At 71.3% G+C, this 12,781-nt stretch carries 19 protein-coding genes and 1 tRNA gene; 5 read left to right on the top strand and 15 right to left on the bottom strand.

The window, feature by feature from the left end; genetic code table 11:
- Positions 1-107: 107 nt before the first annotated feature.
- Positions 108-1,052, bottom strand: a complete 945-nt coding sequence (locus WBN91_RS36525; protein WP_337728857.1) for an NAD(P)/FAD-dependent oxidoreductase — start codon at positions 1,050-1,052, stop codon at positions 108-110.
- Between the two features lie 124 nt (positions 1,053-1,176).
- Here WBN91_RS36525 and WBN91_RS36520 point away from each other — a divergent pair, with 124 nt between their 5' ends.
- A complete protein-coding gene (locus tag WBN91_RS36520; RefSeq protein ID WP_337728858.1) occupies positions 1,177-1,362 on the top strand; it encodes a hypothetical protein in 186 nt (61 codons plus the stop codon).
- An 8-nt stretch (positions 1,363-1,370) separates the two neighbouring features.
- Here the strand turns inward: WBN91_RS36520 and WBN91_RS36515 are convergent, their stop codons facing one another.
- Together WBN91_RS36515 and WBN91_RS36510 are read right to left on the bottom strand one after the other, a co-directional pair.
- Entirely contained in the window at positions 1,371-1,706 is a 336-nt protein-coding gene (locus WBN91_RS36515; protein WP_337728859.1) for a nucleotide pyrophosphohydrolase, read from the bottom strand.
- Entirely contained in the window at positions 1,703-2,614 is a 912-nt protein-coding gene (locus tag WBN91_RS36510; protein ID WP_337728860.1) for an AraC family transcriptional regulator, read from the bottom strand. Before WBN91_RS36510 ends, WBN91_RS36515 begins: the two co-directional genes overlap by 4 nt.
- A 72-nt stretch (positions 2,615-2,686) precedes the next feature.
- On the opposite strand from WBN91_RS36510, the gene WBN91_RS36505 reads away from it, so the two are divergent.
- Positions 2,687-3,484: an NAD(P)H-binding protein gene (locus WBN91_RS36505; RefSeq protein WP_337728861.1), complete on the top strand. Its 798-nt coding sequence runs from the start codon at positions 2,687-2,689 to the stop codon at positions 3,482-3,484.
- A 45-nt stretch (positions 3,485-3,529) separates the two neighbouring features.
- Here WBN91_RS36505 and WBN91_RS36500 read toward each other — a convergent pair.
- The 11 genes from WBN91_RS36500 to WBN91_RS36450 all read right to left on the bottom strand — a co-directional run bounded on the left by WBN91_RS36500 (position 3,530) and on the right by WBN91_RS36450 (position 10,447).
- A tRNA-Ser gene (locus WBN91_RS36500) sits at positions 3,530-3,602 on the bottom strand.
- A 336-nt stretch (positions 3,603-3,938) separates the two neighbouring features.
- Positions 3,939-4,349: a hypothetical protein gene (locus WBN91_RS36495; protein WP_337729435.1), complete on the bottom strand. Its 411-nt coding sequence runs from the start codon at positions 4,347-4,349 to the stop codon at positions 3,939-3,941.
- Positions 4,350-4,462: 113 nt separating this feature from the next.
- A complete protein-coding gene (locus WBN91_RS36490) occupies positions 4,463-5,227 on the bottom strand; it encodes a hypothetical protein (RefSeq protein ID WP_337728863.1) in 765 nt (254 codons plus the stop codon).
- A gap of 8 nt (positions 5,228-5,235) precedes the next feature.
- Positions 5,236-5,547 (bottom strand): type VII secretion target, encoded by a 312-nt coding sequence (locus WBN91_RS36485; RefSeq protein WP_337728864.1) that lies wholly within the window; start codon positions 5,545-5,547, stop codon positions 5,236-5,238.
- Positions 5,544-6,212, bottom strand: a complete 669-nt coding sequence (locus WBN91_RS36480) for a YbaB/EbfC family nucleoid-associated protein (RefSeq protein ID WP_337728865.1) — start codon at positions 6,210-6,212, stop codon at positions 5,544-5,546. Before WBN91_RS36480 ends, WBN91_RS36485 begins: the two co-directional genes overlap by 4 nt.
- Positions 6,209-7,000, bottom strand: a complete 792-nt coding sequence (locus WBN91_RS36475; RefSeq protein WP_337728866.1) for an ESX secretion-associated protein EspG — start codon at positions 6,998-7,000, stop codon at positions 6,209-6,211. Before WBN91_RS36475 ends, WBN91_RS36480 begins: the two co-directional genes overlap by 4 nt.
- Positions 7,000-8,202, bottom strand: a complete 1,203-nt coding sequence (locus tag WBN91_RS36470; RefSeq protein WP_337728867.1) for a PPE family protein — start codon at positions 8,200-8,202, stop codon at positions 7,000-7,002. Before WBN91_RS36470 ends, WBN91_RS36475 begins: the two co-directional genes overlap by 1 nt.
- 10 nt (positions 8,203-8,212) lie before the next feature.
- A complete protein-coding gene (locus tag WBN91_RS36465; protein ID WP_337728868.1) occupies positions 8,213-8,785 on the bottom strand; it encodes a DUF3558 domain-containing protein in 573 nt (190 codons plus the stop codon).
- Positions 8,786-8,790: 5 nt separating this feature from the next.
- Positions 8,791-9,141, bottom strand: a complete 351-nt coding sequence (locus tag WBN91_RS36460; protein ID WP_337728869.1) for a PE domain-containing protein — start codon at positions 9,139-9,141, stop codon at positions 8,791-8,793.
- Positions 9,142-9,257: 116 nt separating this feature from the next.
- Positions 9,258-9,626 (bottom strand): peptidase inhibitor family I36 protein, encoded by a 369-nt coding sequence (locus tag WBN91_RS36455; protein ID WP_337728870.1) that lies wholly within the window; start codon positions 9,624-9,626, stop codon positions 9,258-9,260.
- Complete coding sequence (locus WBN91_RS36450) at positions 9,623-10,447, bottom strand: DUF72 domain-containing protein (protein ID WP_443217861.1); 825 nt, start codon at positions 10,445-10,447, stop codon at positions 9,623-9,625. The genes WBN91_RS36455 and WBN91_RS36450 overlap by 4 nt, the downstream gene beginning before the upstream one ends.
- On the opposite strand from WBN91_RS36450, the gene WBN91_RS36445 reads away from it, so the two are divergent.
- Entirely contained in the window at positions 10,446-11,180 is a 735-nt protein-coding gene (locus tag WBN91_RS36445) for an arylamine N-acetyltransferase family protein (protein ID WP_337728871.1), read from the top strand. The two genes, WBN91_RS36450 and WBN91_RS36445, sit on opposite strands and share 2 nt — an antisense overlap.
- On the opposite strand, the gene WBN91_RS36440 is transcribed toward WBN91_RS36445, so the two are convergent.
- Positions 11,177-11,902 carry a DUF72 domain-containing protein gene (locus tag WBN91_RS36440; protein WP_337728872.1) on the bottom strand — a complete coding sequence of 242 codons (726 nt, stop codon included), beginning with the start codon at positions 11,900-11,902 and terminating at the stop codon, positions 11,177-11,179. The genes WBN91_RS36445 and WBN91_RS36440 overlap by 4 nt on opposite strands.
- Before the next feature lie 75 nt (positions 11,903-11,977).
- On the opposite strand from WBN91_RS36440, the gene WBN91_RS36435 reads away from it, so the two are divergent.
- Both WBN91_RS36435 and WBN91_RS36430 read left to right on the top strand, forming a co-directional pair.
- Entirely contained in the window at positions 11,978-12,265 is a 288-nt protein-coding gene (locus WBN91_RS36435) for a type II toxin-antitoxin system Phd/YefM family antitoxin (protein ID WP_337728873.1), read from the top strand.
- Positions 12,253-12,663, top strand: coding sequence for a type II toxin-antitoxin system VapC family toxin (locus tag WBN91_RS36430; protein WP_337728874.1), 411 nt, complete (start codon positions 12,253-12,255; stop codon positions 12,661-12,663). The genes WBN91_RS36435 and WBN91_RS36430 overlap by 13 nt, the downstream gene beginning before the upstream one ends.
- The last annotated feature ends 118 nt before the right edge of the window (positions 12,664-12,781 follow it).

Here is a 12,781-nt window from a genome sequence, read left to right as displayed (position 1 = left end):
GCCGATGGTACTGCACTCGTGAGGGTGTGGGAGAGTAGGACGCCGCCGAACATAACTTCCCCGTAGGGGGCACTCGACACCGAGTGCCCCCTACGGGTTTTTTGCGTTCAGGACGAGGTGATGGCCTCGGCGAGCGCGGTTCCGGACAGCCACGCGGTTTCGATCCGGGGATTGCCCCAGGCGTCCCCGGCCAGGCCGATGCGGTCCGCGCCGAAGTGGAAGGGGCGGTCGCCAGGCGCGGAGGGGCGAGCGAAGTCCCAGCGCTGCACGCTGCCGGACAGACATCGTTCGGGCAGGTCGAGCAGGTCGCACACCGCCGACTCCACCTCGTCGGCGGTGACCCGGTCCCGCTCCAGGTCGGCGGTCGCGAACCGGTCGGCGGCCTCCGCGGTGGAGTGCGCGACCAGCACCGGCGCACCGTCCCCCCGGCGGCTCCCGTCGTCGAAGAGGGTCGTCAGCACCGGGTGGTCGTTGACGAACGCGCCGTCGAAGTCCCACCACCGCGAAGCGAACCGGAACACCCCCGCGAGCGACGGCAGCCACACCTGGCTCCGCGCCACCGCCAGGGTGTCGCCCAGGTCGGGGGAGAGCAGCCGGGCCGCCTCCGGGCCGGGCATGGCCAGCACAACGGCGTCGGCCGCCTCACCGTCCACGCGCGGGCCGGGCTCGACCCGCGAAACCCCGTGCCACAACCGCACGTCCAGGCCGGCCGCCAGGTCCGCCACGAGGGACTCCAGACCGCCCGGCGCGGCCCACCGCACGGGTCCGGTGGTCGAGCTCCAGCCGGCGGGGGAGTGCACGGCGAACGTGTCGGTCCACTCCCGGGCCAGCCCGGCGGACCGCCACCCCTCGACCACAGCGGCGAACCGGGCGTCGGACACGGTGAAGTACCCGGCGCCGGTGTCGACGAGCCGCCCTTCGCCCGATTCGGTGCACATCCGGCCGCCGACGGTGGCCCCCCGTTCCAGCACACGCACGGTCACGCCGGCTGAGACGAGGGCGTGGGCGCACGCCACTCCGGCGATGCCCGCGCCCACGACGGTCACGTTCACGGTGTCGTCCTCTCCTGTGGTCGGTCACGGTCCCGACCGGCTCGACCGCTGTCCGGGCGATACCACCCGCGCGACCGGGTGACGTGAGGTCCGCTCCCCTTTCGCATCCCTACCGTTGTTGCCCATGACCGGCAGGTACGCGAACGGGCAGTGGGCGGGGGAGGCTTCGGTGCCGTGGCGACGACGCGGGAGACGGGGCAGGCACGCGCGGGAGAGACCCCCGGCGGAGACCTCGCCGACCTGGGTGTCCGCCGTCCTCGGCGTGATCGTGCTGGTCGCCCTGGTCCTCCTGCTGCTCACCTACCTCTAGCCGGACCCTCACTCGACCGGCCGGAGGTCCCCGGTCGGGAAACGCCGTTCGTTGCGCTCGATCTTGGCGAAGGCGGCCTCGACCAGGTCCACGTCGAGCTTGTCCGCCAAGCGCACGAGGTAGTGCACCACGTCGGCCAGCTCGTCACGCACGTTCCACGCGAGTTCGGGGTCCTCCATCGCCTTGGCGGCCTGCTCGGGCGTGAGCCACTGGAACAGGTCGGTCAGCTCGCCCACCTCCGCCGACAACGCCATGACCAGGTTCTTGGGCGTGTGGTAGGTGTCCCAGTCGCGGGCGGCGGCGAAGCGGCGCAGGGCGTCGCGCAGGTCGTCCAGGTTGCTCATGCCCGCAGAGCTACCACACGGTGGTCGCTGGGCCGGACACCGCGTACCCGTTTGAACGCGGTGCTGAAGGCGAAGCCGTCGGTGTAGCCGACCGCGCGGGCCACGGACCCGACGGTCGCGTCGGGCCGGGCGAGCAGGTCCGCGGCGACGGCCATGCGCCACTGGGTCAGGTAGGTCAGGGGCGGCACGCCGACCGCCGCGGTGAACCGCTTGGCCAGCGCGGCGCGGGACACGTTCGCCTTGGCGGCCAGCTCGCTCACCGTCCACGCGCGGGCCGGGTCGTCGTGGATCGCGCGCAGGGCCGGGCCGACGACCGGGTCGCCCAGCGCCACGTACCAGGCGGGTGGGTCGGCCTCGGGGCGCTGGAACCACTCGCGCAGGGCGGCCACGAGCATCAGGTCCAGCGCGCGGTCGAGCAGGATGTCCTGGCCCGGCCGGTCCCGGCCCACCTCGGTCTTGAGCAGGTCCAGCACGGGGCACGGCTCGTCGTCGTTGGGCACGACCGCGACCTGCGGCAGCGCGTTGAGCAGGCGGTCGGAGACGCTGCCGACGACCTCGTAGCAGCCGGTGATCACGACGGACTCGCCCTCGTCGGTCAGGCCGTAGGTGCGGGTGCCCAGCAGCCACTGGTCGCAGTCGGCGTCGGCGGTGTCCAGCTGGGGCGGGGTGGCCGGGTCGTCGGCGAGGGTGAACGCGATCGGGCCGCGCACCAGCCCCACGTCGCCTTCGCGCAGCCACACGGGGTCGTGGCCGTCGGCGACCAGCCACCCGCCCGCGCCGGCGATCATCACGAGCGTCAGCGGCGCGTCGACGGCGAAGCGCAGGGACCACGGCGGGCTGGCGAAGGACCGGCACAGTTGGGCGCCCTGGGCGCGGACCCCGCGGAGCAGATCGGTGAGAGCGTCCACGTAGACGATTGAACATGCGATCGGGCGTCTCGGCCATGTTCCGTCCAGCACGATCTTGACAGGCTTTCCGGCATGACGACGACTTTGGTGCTCGGAGCGACCGGCAAGACCGGCCGCCGCGTGGCCGCCGCCCTCGGCTCGACCGCCCGTCCCGTGTCCCGCTCCTCGGCCTTCCGCTTCGACTGGTCCGACGCCTCGACGTGGGGGCCGGCCCTGGAGGGCGTCTCGGCGGTGTACCTGGTCCCGCCCGCGAACAACCTGGACGCCACCGAGGTGGAGGCCTTCGTGCCCGCGGCCGTCGCGGCCGGCGTGCGGCGGATCGTGCTGCTGTCGGCGCGGGGCATCGACCCGGCGGACCGCCGCGAGGCCGCCGTGCGCGAGTCCACTGTGGACTGGACGATCCTGCGCCCGACGTGGTTCCAGCAGAACTTCAGCGAGGACTTCCTGCACCCGATGGTGCTGGCCGGCGAGGTCGCCCTGCCGATGGGCGCGGGCGGCAACCCGTTCGTCGACGCGCGGGACATCGCGGATGTCGCCGTGGCGGCCCTGACCACGGAGGGGCACGCGGGCCGGGAGTACGAGCTGTCGGGCCCGGAGGCGATCTCGTTCCCGGACGCGGTGGCCCTGGTGGCGGAGGCGTCGGGGCGCGAGGTGAAGGCGGTGGACGTGCCCGAGGAACCGTTCACGGCGGGCTTGGTGGAGTTCGGCTTCTCCCCGGAGTACGCGGCCGTGCTGACGGGCTCCTTGGCCGCCATCCGCGACGGCCACGACGCCCGCCTGTCCACGGGCGTGCAGGAGGCGCTGGGCCGCGAACCCAGGCGGTTCGAGGACTACGTCAAGGCCGCGGCGGCAGCGGGGGCGTGGGCGTAGGGCGTTCTCGGGGGTCGAGCACCTGCGGTCATGCGGCACGGGTGCTCACCCCACCGGGACTCGAACCCGGCCCTCCCGAGTAGCAGTCGGGTGTGCAGCCAGTTGCACCTTGGGGACGTGCCGAAAGAACGTGGAGGCTCGCCTGAAGCCGAATTCGCGAATTCGGAACGGTGAATTGACGCCAGAATGAGAGAAGCCGCCCGGATCGGTTTCCCGATGGGCGGCTCCCGGCGACGACGCGCCACGCGTCACGTCAGGAGAACCGCTCCCACCAGGGCAAACCAACCCATCCGACCTCGCTGGACGGGCAAGGTGGTCGCACTGTGCTCGCACTCCGAGTGGAGCAGCGAAACGCGCTTGGCGGCCATCACTTCCCCTCTCGGTCTGATCGGTTCGCGTCCGAGTATGCCCGACAAGGTGTGCGGTGCACAATGATTTTGGTCGAATTCGCCGTTCACCGCGGGCGTACCGCGGGCCGGAACAGCGCCAGCGCGGTGAAGAATGCGATGCCCGAGAGCACAGCCGGCAGCGCGAGGGCAGCAAGGTACGCCCACGCCCAGCCGCCGAACCCGATCCCCTTGGCCGCACTGCGCCCACTGGTCACCAGCAGCACGAACAGCAGGCAGGTACAGGCCGAGACAACCGTCGTGCAACCCCACACCGCACCCAGCACACGCCGCGTGACGCGCGCGCCGTTGAGGTCCATGTGGTCGTTGACGACATAGGGCCGCGCCCCGGCCAGGCCGATGGCCGTGAAGAAGCCACAGAGCGCGGCGGCGGCCCCAACCGCCCAGACGATCGAGTTGAACGGGTCACGAGCGGTCGGCAGCCGCAGTCCCGCGACGACGATGACGACGATCAGCACGGCGCCGGCGATGGACAGCGGCACACCGACCGCCGCACACCGGACGCGGATGCGCCGGGCACGTTCCGGGTGCAGGCGCACGTACCGCGGTGGCGGCTGGGCGAGCGGGTAGCTCATGACCCGGGCCGCCAATCCGACCCGTCGCCGTCGACGACACTGGCGTCGGTCAGGCGCGCGGTGTCCGGCATCGACCAGGTGGTGCCGAGGTCGCGGACCTTCTGCCGGATCGCCGTCTGCTCGGTCTCGATCGTGTTGAAGTGCGACTCCAGCGCGAGGACCGTGGCGGAGACGACCGCCAACGAGGCCGCGACCGCCGTGGCCAGCGCGGCGATCGCCGCCGGGATGCCCACCACGGTGCACGCGGTGGCGATCGCGGCCACCGCGCCGACGACCAGGCCCGCCAGCGCGAGGGCGATCGAGGTCCAGAACACGTCGATGGAGTTGGCGAGGCTGTTGAGGGACGCGCGGAGCTGGTTCGCGATGTCCTTGACCGCGGTGAGCCCGGCAGCCTGCGGCGGCACGGTGATCAGGTAGGCGCGGGCGGCGGAGCCTTCCCACTCGACGGTGGTGCGCAGCTTGTCCGGTGCGATGCCGCCGGCGATGTCACCCAGCACGTCACCCACCTCGGCCACCCACCGCTCACCGACCTGCCGCAGCCGGTCGGAGTCGCCCGGTTGGTCCCACAGCCGCGCGATCCGCTCCTGGAACTCGCGGGTCTGCCGCTCCAGCGCCGCCAGGCCGATCCGCGTGGGCGCGATCAGGTGGCGCAGCGGGTCCGGCACCCAACCGAGCACCTGCTCGACCTGCCGGAAGAACTGGTCGACCTGGCTCGCTGCGGTCCGGGACTCGTCGTCGGCGCGTCGCACGAGAGGGTTCATCGCGCGGCCTACCGGACGATCTTGTTCAGGGTGTGGAGGTTGGCCTCTTCCTCACGCTCGTAGGTGTCCGCGGCGGAGCGGAGCGCGGCGCCGAGGTCGCGGAACGCGCGAGCCGCTTGGCCGAGCATGTCGTCGAGAGCGGTCCGCGCCTCCTCGTACGTGCGGTCCAGCCCGCGGTCCACGGCCCACAGGGACAGGTCCGCGCCGGTGAGCGCCAGCCCGCCGATCGCGGCGGACGGGGCGTCCAGGCGGTCGGCGGCGGTCTCCCACGCGGTCGCGTCGGACCGCATCGCGTCGAGTGCGACGGACAGGTCGGTCATGTGGTGAGCCCCAATCGGCGTAGGAGGGTCTCCGGGTCGCTCAGGAGAGCGGTGAGTTCGCTGATGGCGGCGCTGCGCGGCCCGGACGCCGGGCCGTTGGGGGTGCTCCGGGCGTGGAGTGTGGCCAGCACGTCGAGCAGTTCCGACGCGATCTCGGAATCCCGTGCGCGACGGGCCCAGTGCGGGTCGACGGACAGGTCCAGTACCCGGCCGGTTCGTGCCGTCCCCCGCACGTGTCCGCCCCGGCTCGTCACGGTGACGTCCCGGTCGACCACCTCCGCCAACCCCCGGGTGAACGCGTCGAGGTCGGCGTGGACGGCGTCGAGCAGCCGCTGTGCCGCCGCCGGCGTGATCGGTTCGTCGGTCGGTGGGGCGGTGGGGGCGGGTGTGGCGCGGGTTCGGTCGGCTTGGCCCGCCAACGCTCGCACGGTGCCGTCGTTCGCCGCCTCGACCACAGCCGCGCCGAGGCGGCGGGGGTCCAGCGCTGCGCGCCAATCCGGGTCGAGGGTCACCTGCCGCACGCGGCCCGTCTCGTCGACGTCGACGGCCACGGCACCGGTCGCGTCCCGCCCGACGAAGCCCTCCGCCTCGGGGTCCGGCCGCCGGGGCGGTGGACGGTCCCCGAGGTCGTCTTCCTCGAACCCGAACCTGAACGTCTCGCTCACCGCACCCCCTGTGCCGACGACAGCAACTCCGACACCGCGTGGACCAGTCGCGGGTGGTCCGCGGGGCTCAACGTCGACCACTCCCGGCCGTCGCCGGAGGGGCGGCGCGTGAACTGCCAGCGCCCTTCGGCGGTGTCGTAGAAGGACACGGCGTACGGGCCGCGCCTCCTCGGGCCGGGCGCGCCGTGCCGGACCGGGCGCACGGCCGCGCCGAACTGCCCCATCCGCACCACACCCCCGAGCACCGCGCTGATCTTCTGCGCGTCCGGGCGCGGGATCCCGTTGTCCCGCAAGGCCGCCTCCATCCGGGACGCGGAGTCGCCCGCCGTGGCCGCGGCTTTCTCCAGGTCGGCCGCGGGCAGGCTCACCGACCGCGAGCGGGGCATCCCGTGCGGCGGCAGCAGCGACACCACCGACGAGGCCAGCGCGTTCTCGTCGACCTCTTGCAGCGACAGCGTTTCCGCCGTCAGCACGGCCAGCACGCCGTGCCCTCGTCGAGCCGCCGCGACGGCGCGGACCCGCGGCCCGTCGTCGAGCCGCAGCCGCGCGTCGACCTCGTGCTCGGGACGGGCGAGCAGTTCCAGCCACCCCGCGAGGTGGGGGTCCAGGTCACGTCGTGCGGCCAGGCCCCGGGCTTCCAGCGACTGCCAGGCGGTGTCGAACAGGGACCGGCGTTCGTCCAGGGTCGTGCCGTGCGCGGGGATGGCGAGGATCGTGGGGTACTCGCCCAGGCGGAGGTGGTCCCAGCACAGGTCGAACTCGAGCCGGGACAGCGTGAGTCTTCGCACTAGTCGTCGTCCCCGATCACCGGGGGCGACACGCGCGGGATGTCGTCCTCGCCCCAGAGGTCCGCCAACTCCTCCAGGTAGGGCGCGGACTTGTGCTCGACGTCGTCCTCGCCGGGTCCTCGCTGCGGTCCACCGACCACACCACCCGCCGGCGGTGCGCTCACCACACCGCGAGGGGAGCGGGTGTTGTCGGAACCGGCTGGTGGCTGTCCCGTGGCCGGTTGTCCCGGAGCGATGGGGCTCGGAGCGATCGGGGCGGGGCGGGGAGAGCCGGCGGACGGGATGCCGCCGGGGGCCTTCCCGGTCCCGTTGCCGGTGCTGCGGGTCGGTGGAGTGGACCTGGGTGGTGGAGCGGATGCGGGTCGCCTCTGGAAGCCGGCGGGCGGCGGGACGTGGGTCTCCTTCAGCACCGGCGGGACGCTGGTGTTCGGAGGTGGTGGCTGAACCGGCGCCGGCTTGGGTGCCACGTCGGCGGGTGGCTGGACCGCGGAGGTGTTGGTCTCGCCGTCCGGTTGCGGCACGACGGCCGGTGGTGCGATCTCTGGCGGAGTGTCTTGGTGCTTATCGGAGGTTGTCGTGCTGCTCGGCTCGTCGTACTGCCGCGAACGTGGCTCCTGCGGTGTGCTCGGGTCGAAGGTGGGCTCGGCGACCTCCGTGACGACCTGCGGTGGCGGGGTGAACGCGCCGAGCAGGTCGACGGCCGCCGCCGCGCCGTCGCGGTACCCGTTCATGACGCGGACCGCTTCGCGCTTGGCCTCGAGGGCCGCCTGCTCCTGGAGGTCCTGGTCGGTCTGGCCGCCGACCAGGTGCTGGAAGCCCGCCGGGATGCCCCAGAAGTCGTCGTTCGCCGTGGACGTGACCTCGACCGGCTCGGGCATCCGGTCCTTCGCGCTGCCGTAGAAGGAGGTCTGGGCGGCGAAGGCCTGGTGCGTCTCGACACCCGCGACACGGGCGTCCTCGGCCCACTGCACCAGCGGCGCGGAACCGGCGGCGAACTGCTCACCGGCCGCCCCGACCCACACCGCCCGCGAGTCCCGGATCGCCGATTCGAGTTCGCTCTTGGCGTTGCCCATGATGGCGCGGAAGGCGTTCCAGGCGTCGTCGACGGCCTGGGCCGCGGAGTGCCCGGGACCGCCGTGGATCTTGTCGTAGAGCTGGCGGTGCGACTGCGCGTCGAAGTTGTGGTTGCCGATCCCGGTCATCCCGCCCCCCTCACTTCAGCAGGTTCTGCATGGCCGCTTCGGCCAGTTGCCGCGCCCCGTCACAGGGTTTGGGCACCTTGCTGGGGTCCGGCGCGGTCACGGAGAACCCGGCGGCGAGGTACTGCCCGGCTCCGGTGTCGACCATGACGTCGCAGCGTTCCGCGTTCGACGCCACCGTCACGGTGATCGCCGGGAACCCGGAGATCGGGTCGATCTCCTGCGGCCGACCGGTGCGCTTGCCCTCCGTCCACGCCTCGATCCCCTCGGCCATCACGGGCACGAGCGAGCTGGACGCCCGCGTGGTGATCCAGTTGCACCCGGTCGACCTGAGCGCGGCGACCTCCAACGGCTTGCCGGGCCGGTCGATGTCCAGCCGGGCGAGCTGGTCGGCGGTCAGCAGGGTGCAGGGCTCGCGGCCGTCCAGCTTCAGCTCACGCGGTCGGGACGACGCTGGTCGGGTGCCTTCCTCGGTGCTGGTCGGCGTGGCGGGCGCCGTGCGGGGCGAGCCGCTGGTCGTGGGCTCGGCCCCGCAGCCCGCCACGGCCAGGAGCGCGACGACCGCGACGGTCGAACGTCGTGGCATGGTGGTCACTCGCCTCCGTCCACTTGCCCAACCGTGGCCGCATTCGCGTCTTCGACCAGGTCGTAGGTCTTCGCGGTGCTTTCGAGTTGCTCGATGTTGCGATTCAGCTCGCGAATGAACGCCCGGGTGACCGTGATAGCGGTGCTCGCGTTCTCGGTGAACGTGTTCGCCGCGTCTTTCGATACCTCATCCTGCGCAAGCGGGTGCACCGAAAGGCCGGGCTCGTGGTGCTCCAGGAAGAGCTGGACCATGTCCCGCACGGCCTCGTACCTGGCCTTGAGTGCGAGGATGCGGTCCGGCTCGATCTGCATGGTCACCGGTGCGGCGGCAGGACCGGCGGCTCTCAGGAACGGCACACAGCGGAGTATCCCGATGTGTGGCCGGATGCAGAGCGCAATCTTCGGGATTACTGAGAGAGGTCACCCCATCGGACGACGAATAGTCGAGGTTCTCTCGCGGGTGGAATAAATCCTCAGGGGCCCCAGACCTCGATCGCCCGGACCACGAAGGGGGCGTCCGGGACGTAGGTGCCCTTGCCCGGGTACGTCGTGAACTCCGCCTCCGTCGAGCAGGTCGCCCCCTGGTAGACGGTGGCGTCCCGGGTCAGGTTGTTGACGAACGAGCGGGCCACCAGGCCGTCTGGCAGGGGGATGCACTCGCCGGGGTTGGCGGTCTCCAAGTCCAGGCGTGCTGGGCGGCCTGTGTAGTTGGTGTTGGGCCACGCGCAGAACTCGCCTCGGTCGCACGTGGGGGACTCCGGTTGCCTCGCCGACGCTGTGCCGCTGGACGCCAGGGCGGCAGCGGTGAATACCAGCGTGGTCAGCAGGCGGCGGATCGTCATGGTGCGATTGTGTGGGTGGGGTCCGGGGGCGGCCAGTCGACGTCGAGGCGGCCGGCCAGGGCGATGGCGTCGCGTGGGGCCATGACCTTGGCGTCGTTGTCGAAGTAGACGTAGACGTCGTGGGTGGTCGACCATGTGCGGATCTTCGTCGCCCAGCGGTCCAGGGACTTGTCGGTGTAGCCGCTGACGTACAGCTCCTCCTCGCCGTGCAGGCGGATGTAGACGAAGTCCGCCGTCACGTCCTCCAGGTACAGGAACTTGTTGGCGGTGTCAGCGATGACCAGGGCGATGTCGTGCTCGCGCAACAGCTCCGGGAACGCGTCGGTGCGGAACGACTCGTGCCGGACTTCCAGGGCGTGCCGCAGGGGACGGCCGTCGTGGGTGCGGGGGAGGTGGGCGAAGAAGTCGGCCAGCAGGGGTGGGTCGAAGCGCAGGGTCGGCGGGAGTTGCCACAGGAACGGGCCGAGTTTGTGGCCCAGGAGGAAGACGCCGGACTCGAAGAACTTCGACAGGGCCTGCTCGGGGTCGCGCAACCGCTTCATGTGCGTGATGAACCGGCCGCCCTTGACCGCGAACAGGAAGTCGTCCGGGGTCTGCGCGTACCACGTGCGGAAGCTGGATTCGCGTTGCAGCGAGTAGAACGTCCCGTTCAGCTCGACCGAGTTCACCTTGCGCGACAGGTGTTCCAGCTCGCGCCGGTGCGGCAGGCCCTTCGGGTAGAACACGCCCCGCCACGGCGGGTACAGCCACCCGGACGTGCCGATGCGGATCACGCCCACTATTGACCTCCAGTGCGGTGCAGGGTGCAAGTTGGGCGTCATGGACGACCAGACACTCGACGCCTACCTCGACCGCATCGGCGCCACCCGCTCCAGCACCCTCGCCGAGCTGCACGAACTGCACTACCGGTCGGTGCCCTTCGAGAACCTGAGCATCCACCTCGGCGAGACGATCGAGCTGACCGAGGACTGGCTGGTGGACAAGCTCGTGCGCCGGCGGCGCGGTGGCTTCTGCTACGAGTTGAACGGCGGCTTCGCGGCCCTGCTGACCGCGCTCGGGTACGAGGTGGAGATGTTGTCCGCCAAGGTGTTCAACGACGGCGCGTTCGGCCCGCCGTTCGACCACATGGCACTGCGGGTCGGTGACCTGCTGGTGGACGTGGGTTTCGGCCGGTTCACCCTCCGTCCGCTGGACCTGACCAGCCGCGCCGAGCAGCACGACCCGATGGGCGTGTTCCAGCTCGTCGACACGCCGGAGGGGGACGTGGACGTGCTGTTCGACGGGGTCGTGCAGTACCGGCTGGAGTTGCGGGCGCGGGCGCTGGAGGAGTTCCGGGCGACGTGCTGGTACCAGCAGACGTGGCCGGGCTCGCCGTTCCGGCGCGGGGCGACGTGCTCCCTGCCCACCGACGACGGCCGGGTGACGGTGGCGGGGGACAAGCTGATCATCACCTCCGGTGACGAGCGGCACGAGGAGGTCCTGAACGACGCCGGGATCATCGAGGCGCATCGCAAGTACTTCGGCATCGAGTTGGACCGCGTGCCGAGGCTTTAGGAGAGGCGAGCGGCCAGGGCTCGGGCGTCGTGGGGAGCTGCACCCTTCATGGTGTTGTCGAAGTACACGTAGACGTCCTTGGTGCGGGACCACCAGCGGATCTTGGTCGCCCAGCGGTCCAGGGACTCGTCGGAGTACTGGCTCACGTACAGCTCCTTGTCGCCGTGCAGGCGGACGTAGACGAAGTCGGCGGTGACGTCCTCGGGTTCCGGGAAGCGGCCCGCCGACTCGGCGACCACCAGTGCGATGCCCGTGCCCCGCAACAGGTCCGTCACTTCCGGCACCAGCCACGAGCGGTGGCGGACCTCCAGCGCGTGACGGATGTCCGTGGGCAGGAGGTCGAGGAAGGCCGTGAAGCGGTCCGGTTTGTAGGGGAGGGTTGGCGGGAGTTGCCACAGGATCGGGCCGAGCTTGTCGCGCAGGTCGCGCACGCCCGAGTCGAGGAACTCGGCGACCGACTCCTCCACGTCCCGTAATCGGCGGTTGTGGGTGATCTCGCGGTGGGCCTTGACGGCGAACACGAAGTCGTCCGGGGTGCGCGTGTGCCAGGACGTGTAGTCGTTGGGGTTGCGCAGGCCGTAGAACGGGCCGTTCAGCTCGACCGTGTCCAGGACGCGCGAGAGGAAGTCCAGTTCCAGCCGCTGCTGGAGGCCGCGCGGGTAGAAGTCGCCGCGCCACTGGGGGTAGCGCCAGCCGGACGTCCCGACTCGGATATCACCCATAGTAGTCGGTTGTGCCCGGCCCGGTGACGATCGAAACGTGTAGCACCTGTGTAGCACTTCGGCTACGATTGTGGCATGGGTGTCGCAACGATCGGTCAACGCGAACTCCGCAACGACAACGCCGAGATCATGCGGCGGGTCGAGGCGGGGGAGAGCTTCGTCGTGACCCGGAACGGTCGGCCGGTGGCCGACCTGGTGCCGCACGTCGAGGACGGCGCCCGGCCGCGGTACACGCTGGCTGAGGTGCAGGCGGAGTTCCGCAAGCTGCCCCCGGTCGACCTGGACCGCTGGAACGCCGACCGCCGAGCCGACGACGAGGTGTTCGGCGCGGACGACCCGCTGGACGACCCGTGGCGCAGGTGAACCGGATCCTGCTGGACACCTGCGTGGTGATCCGGCTGGAGGACGTCGACTTCGGCGACCTCGCGCGGGCGGAACCGGTGATCAGCGCGGTCACGGCGGCGGAACTGGCGTACGGCCTGGACGTGGACGACCCGGTAGAGCGCTTCGCCCGCACCGAGCGCTACTACGCGACCCTGGACCGCTTCGACGTCCTGCCCTTCGACCTGGCGGCGGCCAAGGTCTACGGCACCCTGGCCGCCCTGGTCCGCCGCTCGGGCCGCAGCCCCCGACCCTGCCGCATGGACCTCCAGATCGCGGCCACGGCGGCGGCCAACGGCATGCCGGTGCTGACCAGCAACGTCAAGGACTTCACCGGCCTGGACCGGGTGGTCGAGGTGATCGGCGTCTACCCGCGCTAGCCCGCCCGCGCCCACGCCCACGCCCACTCCCACTCCCACTCCGCGCGTAGCGCGGTCTTCGCGCGCGGAGCGCGCGGTAGGTGTTACCTACAAGTGGAGGGCCTCGGTTCCCCCACCG

Origin of the sequence: Saccharothrix sp. CCNWYY140, from assembly GCF_037401995.1 — a bacterium.
Lineage (GTDB): Bacteria > Actinomycetota > Actinomycetes > Mycobacteriales > Pseudonocardiaceae > Actinosynnema.
This window is presented reverse-complemented; position numbering and strand designations above follow the sequence as displayed.

Excerpts from the sequence above, each read along its gene's own strand:
- WBN91_RS36520 (WP_337728858.1), top strand. The coding sequence starts at position 1,177 with ATGACCGGCAGGTACGCGAACGGGCAGTGGGCGGGGGAGGCTTCGGTG.
- WBN91_RS36515 (WP_337728859.1), bottom strand. The coding sequence starts at position 1,706 with ATGAGCAACCTGGACGACCTGCGCGACGCCCTGCGCCGCTTCGCCGCC.
- WBN91_RS36505 (WP_337728861.1), top strand. The coding sequence starts at position 2,687 with ATGACGACGACTTTGGTGCTCGGAGCGACCGGCAAGACCGGCCGCCGC.
- WBN91_RS36490 (WP_337728863.1), bottom strand. The coding sequence starts at position 5,227 with ATGAACCCTCTCGTGCGACGCGCCGACGACGAGTCCCGGACCGCAGCG.
- WBN91_RS36485 (WP_337728864.1), bottom strand. The coding sequence starts at position 5,547 with ATGACCGACCTGTCCGTCGCACTCGACGCGATGCGGTCCGACGCGACC.
- WBN91_RS36470 (WP_337728867.1), bottom strand. The coding sequence starts at position 8,202 with ATGACCGGGATCGGCAACCACAACTTCGACGCGCAGTCGCACCGCCAG.
- WBN91_RS36465 (WP_337728868.1), bottom strand. The coding sequence starts at position 8,785 with ATGCCACGACGTTCGACCGTCGCGGTCGTCGCGCTCCTGGCCGTGGCG.
- WBN91_RS36455 (WP_337728870.1), bottom strand. The coding sequence starts at position 9,626 with ATGACGATCCGCCGCCTGCTGACCACGCTGGTATTCACCGCTGCCGCC.
- WBN91_RS36445 (WP_337728871.1), top strand. The coding sequence starts at position 10,446 with ATGGACGACCAGACACTCGACGCCTACCTCGACCGCATCGGCGCCACC.
- WBN91_RS36450 (WP_443217861.1), bottom strand. The coding sequence starts at position 10,447 with ATGACGCCCAACTTGCACCCTGCACCGCACTGGAGGTCAATAGTGGGC.
- WBN91_RS36440 (WP_337728872.1), bottom strand. The coding sequence starts at position 11,902 with ATGGGTGATATCCGAGTCGGGACGTCCGGCTGGCGCTACCCCCAGTGG.
- WBN91_RS36435 (WP_337728873.1), top strand. The coding sequence starts at position 11,978 with ATGGGTGTCGCAACGATCGGTCAACGCGAACTCCGCAACGACAACGCC.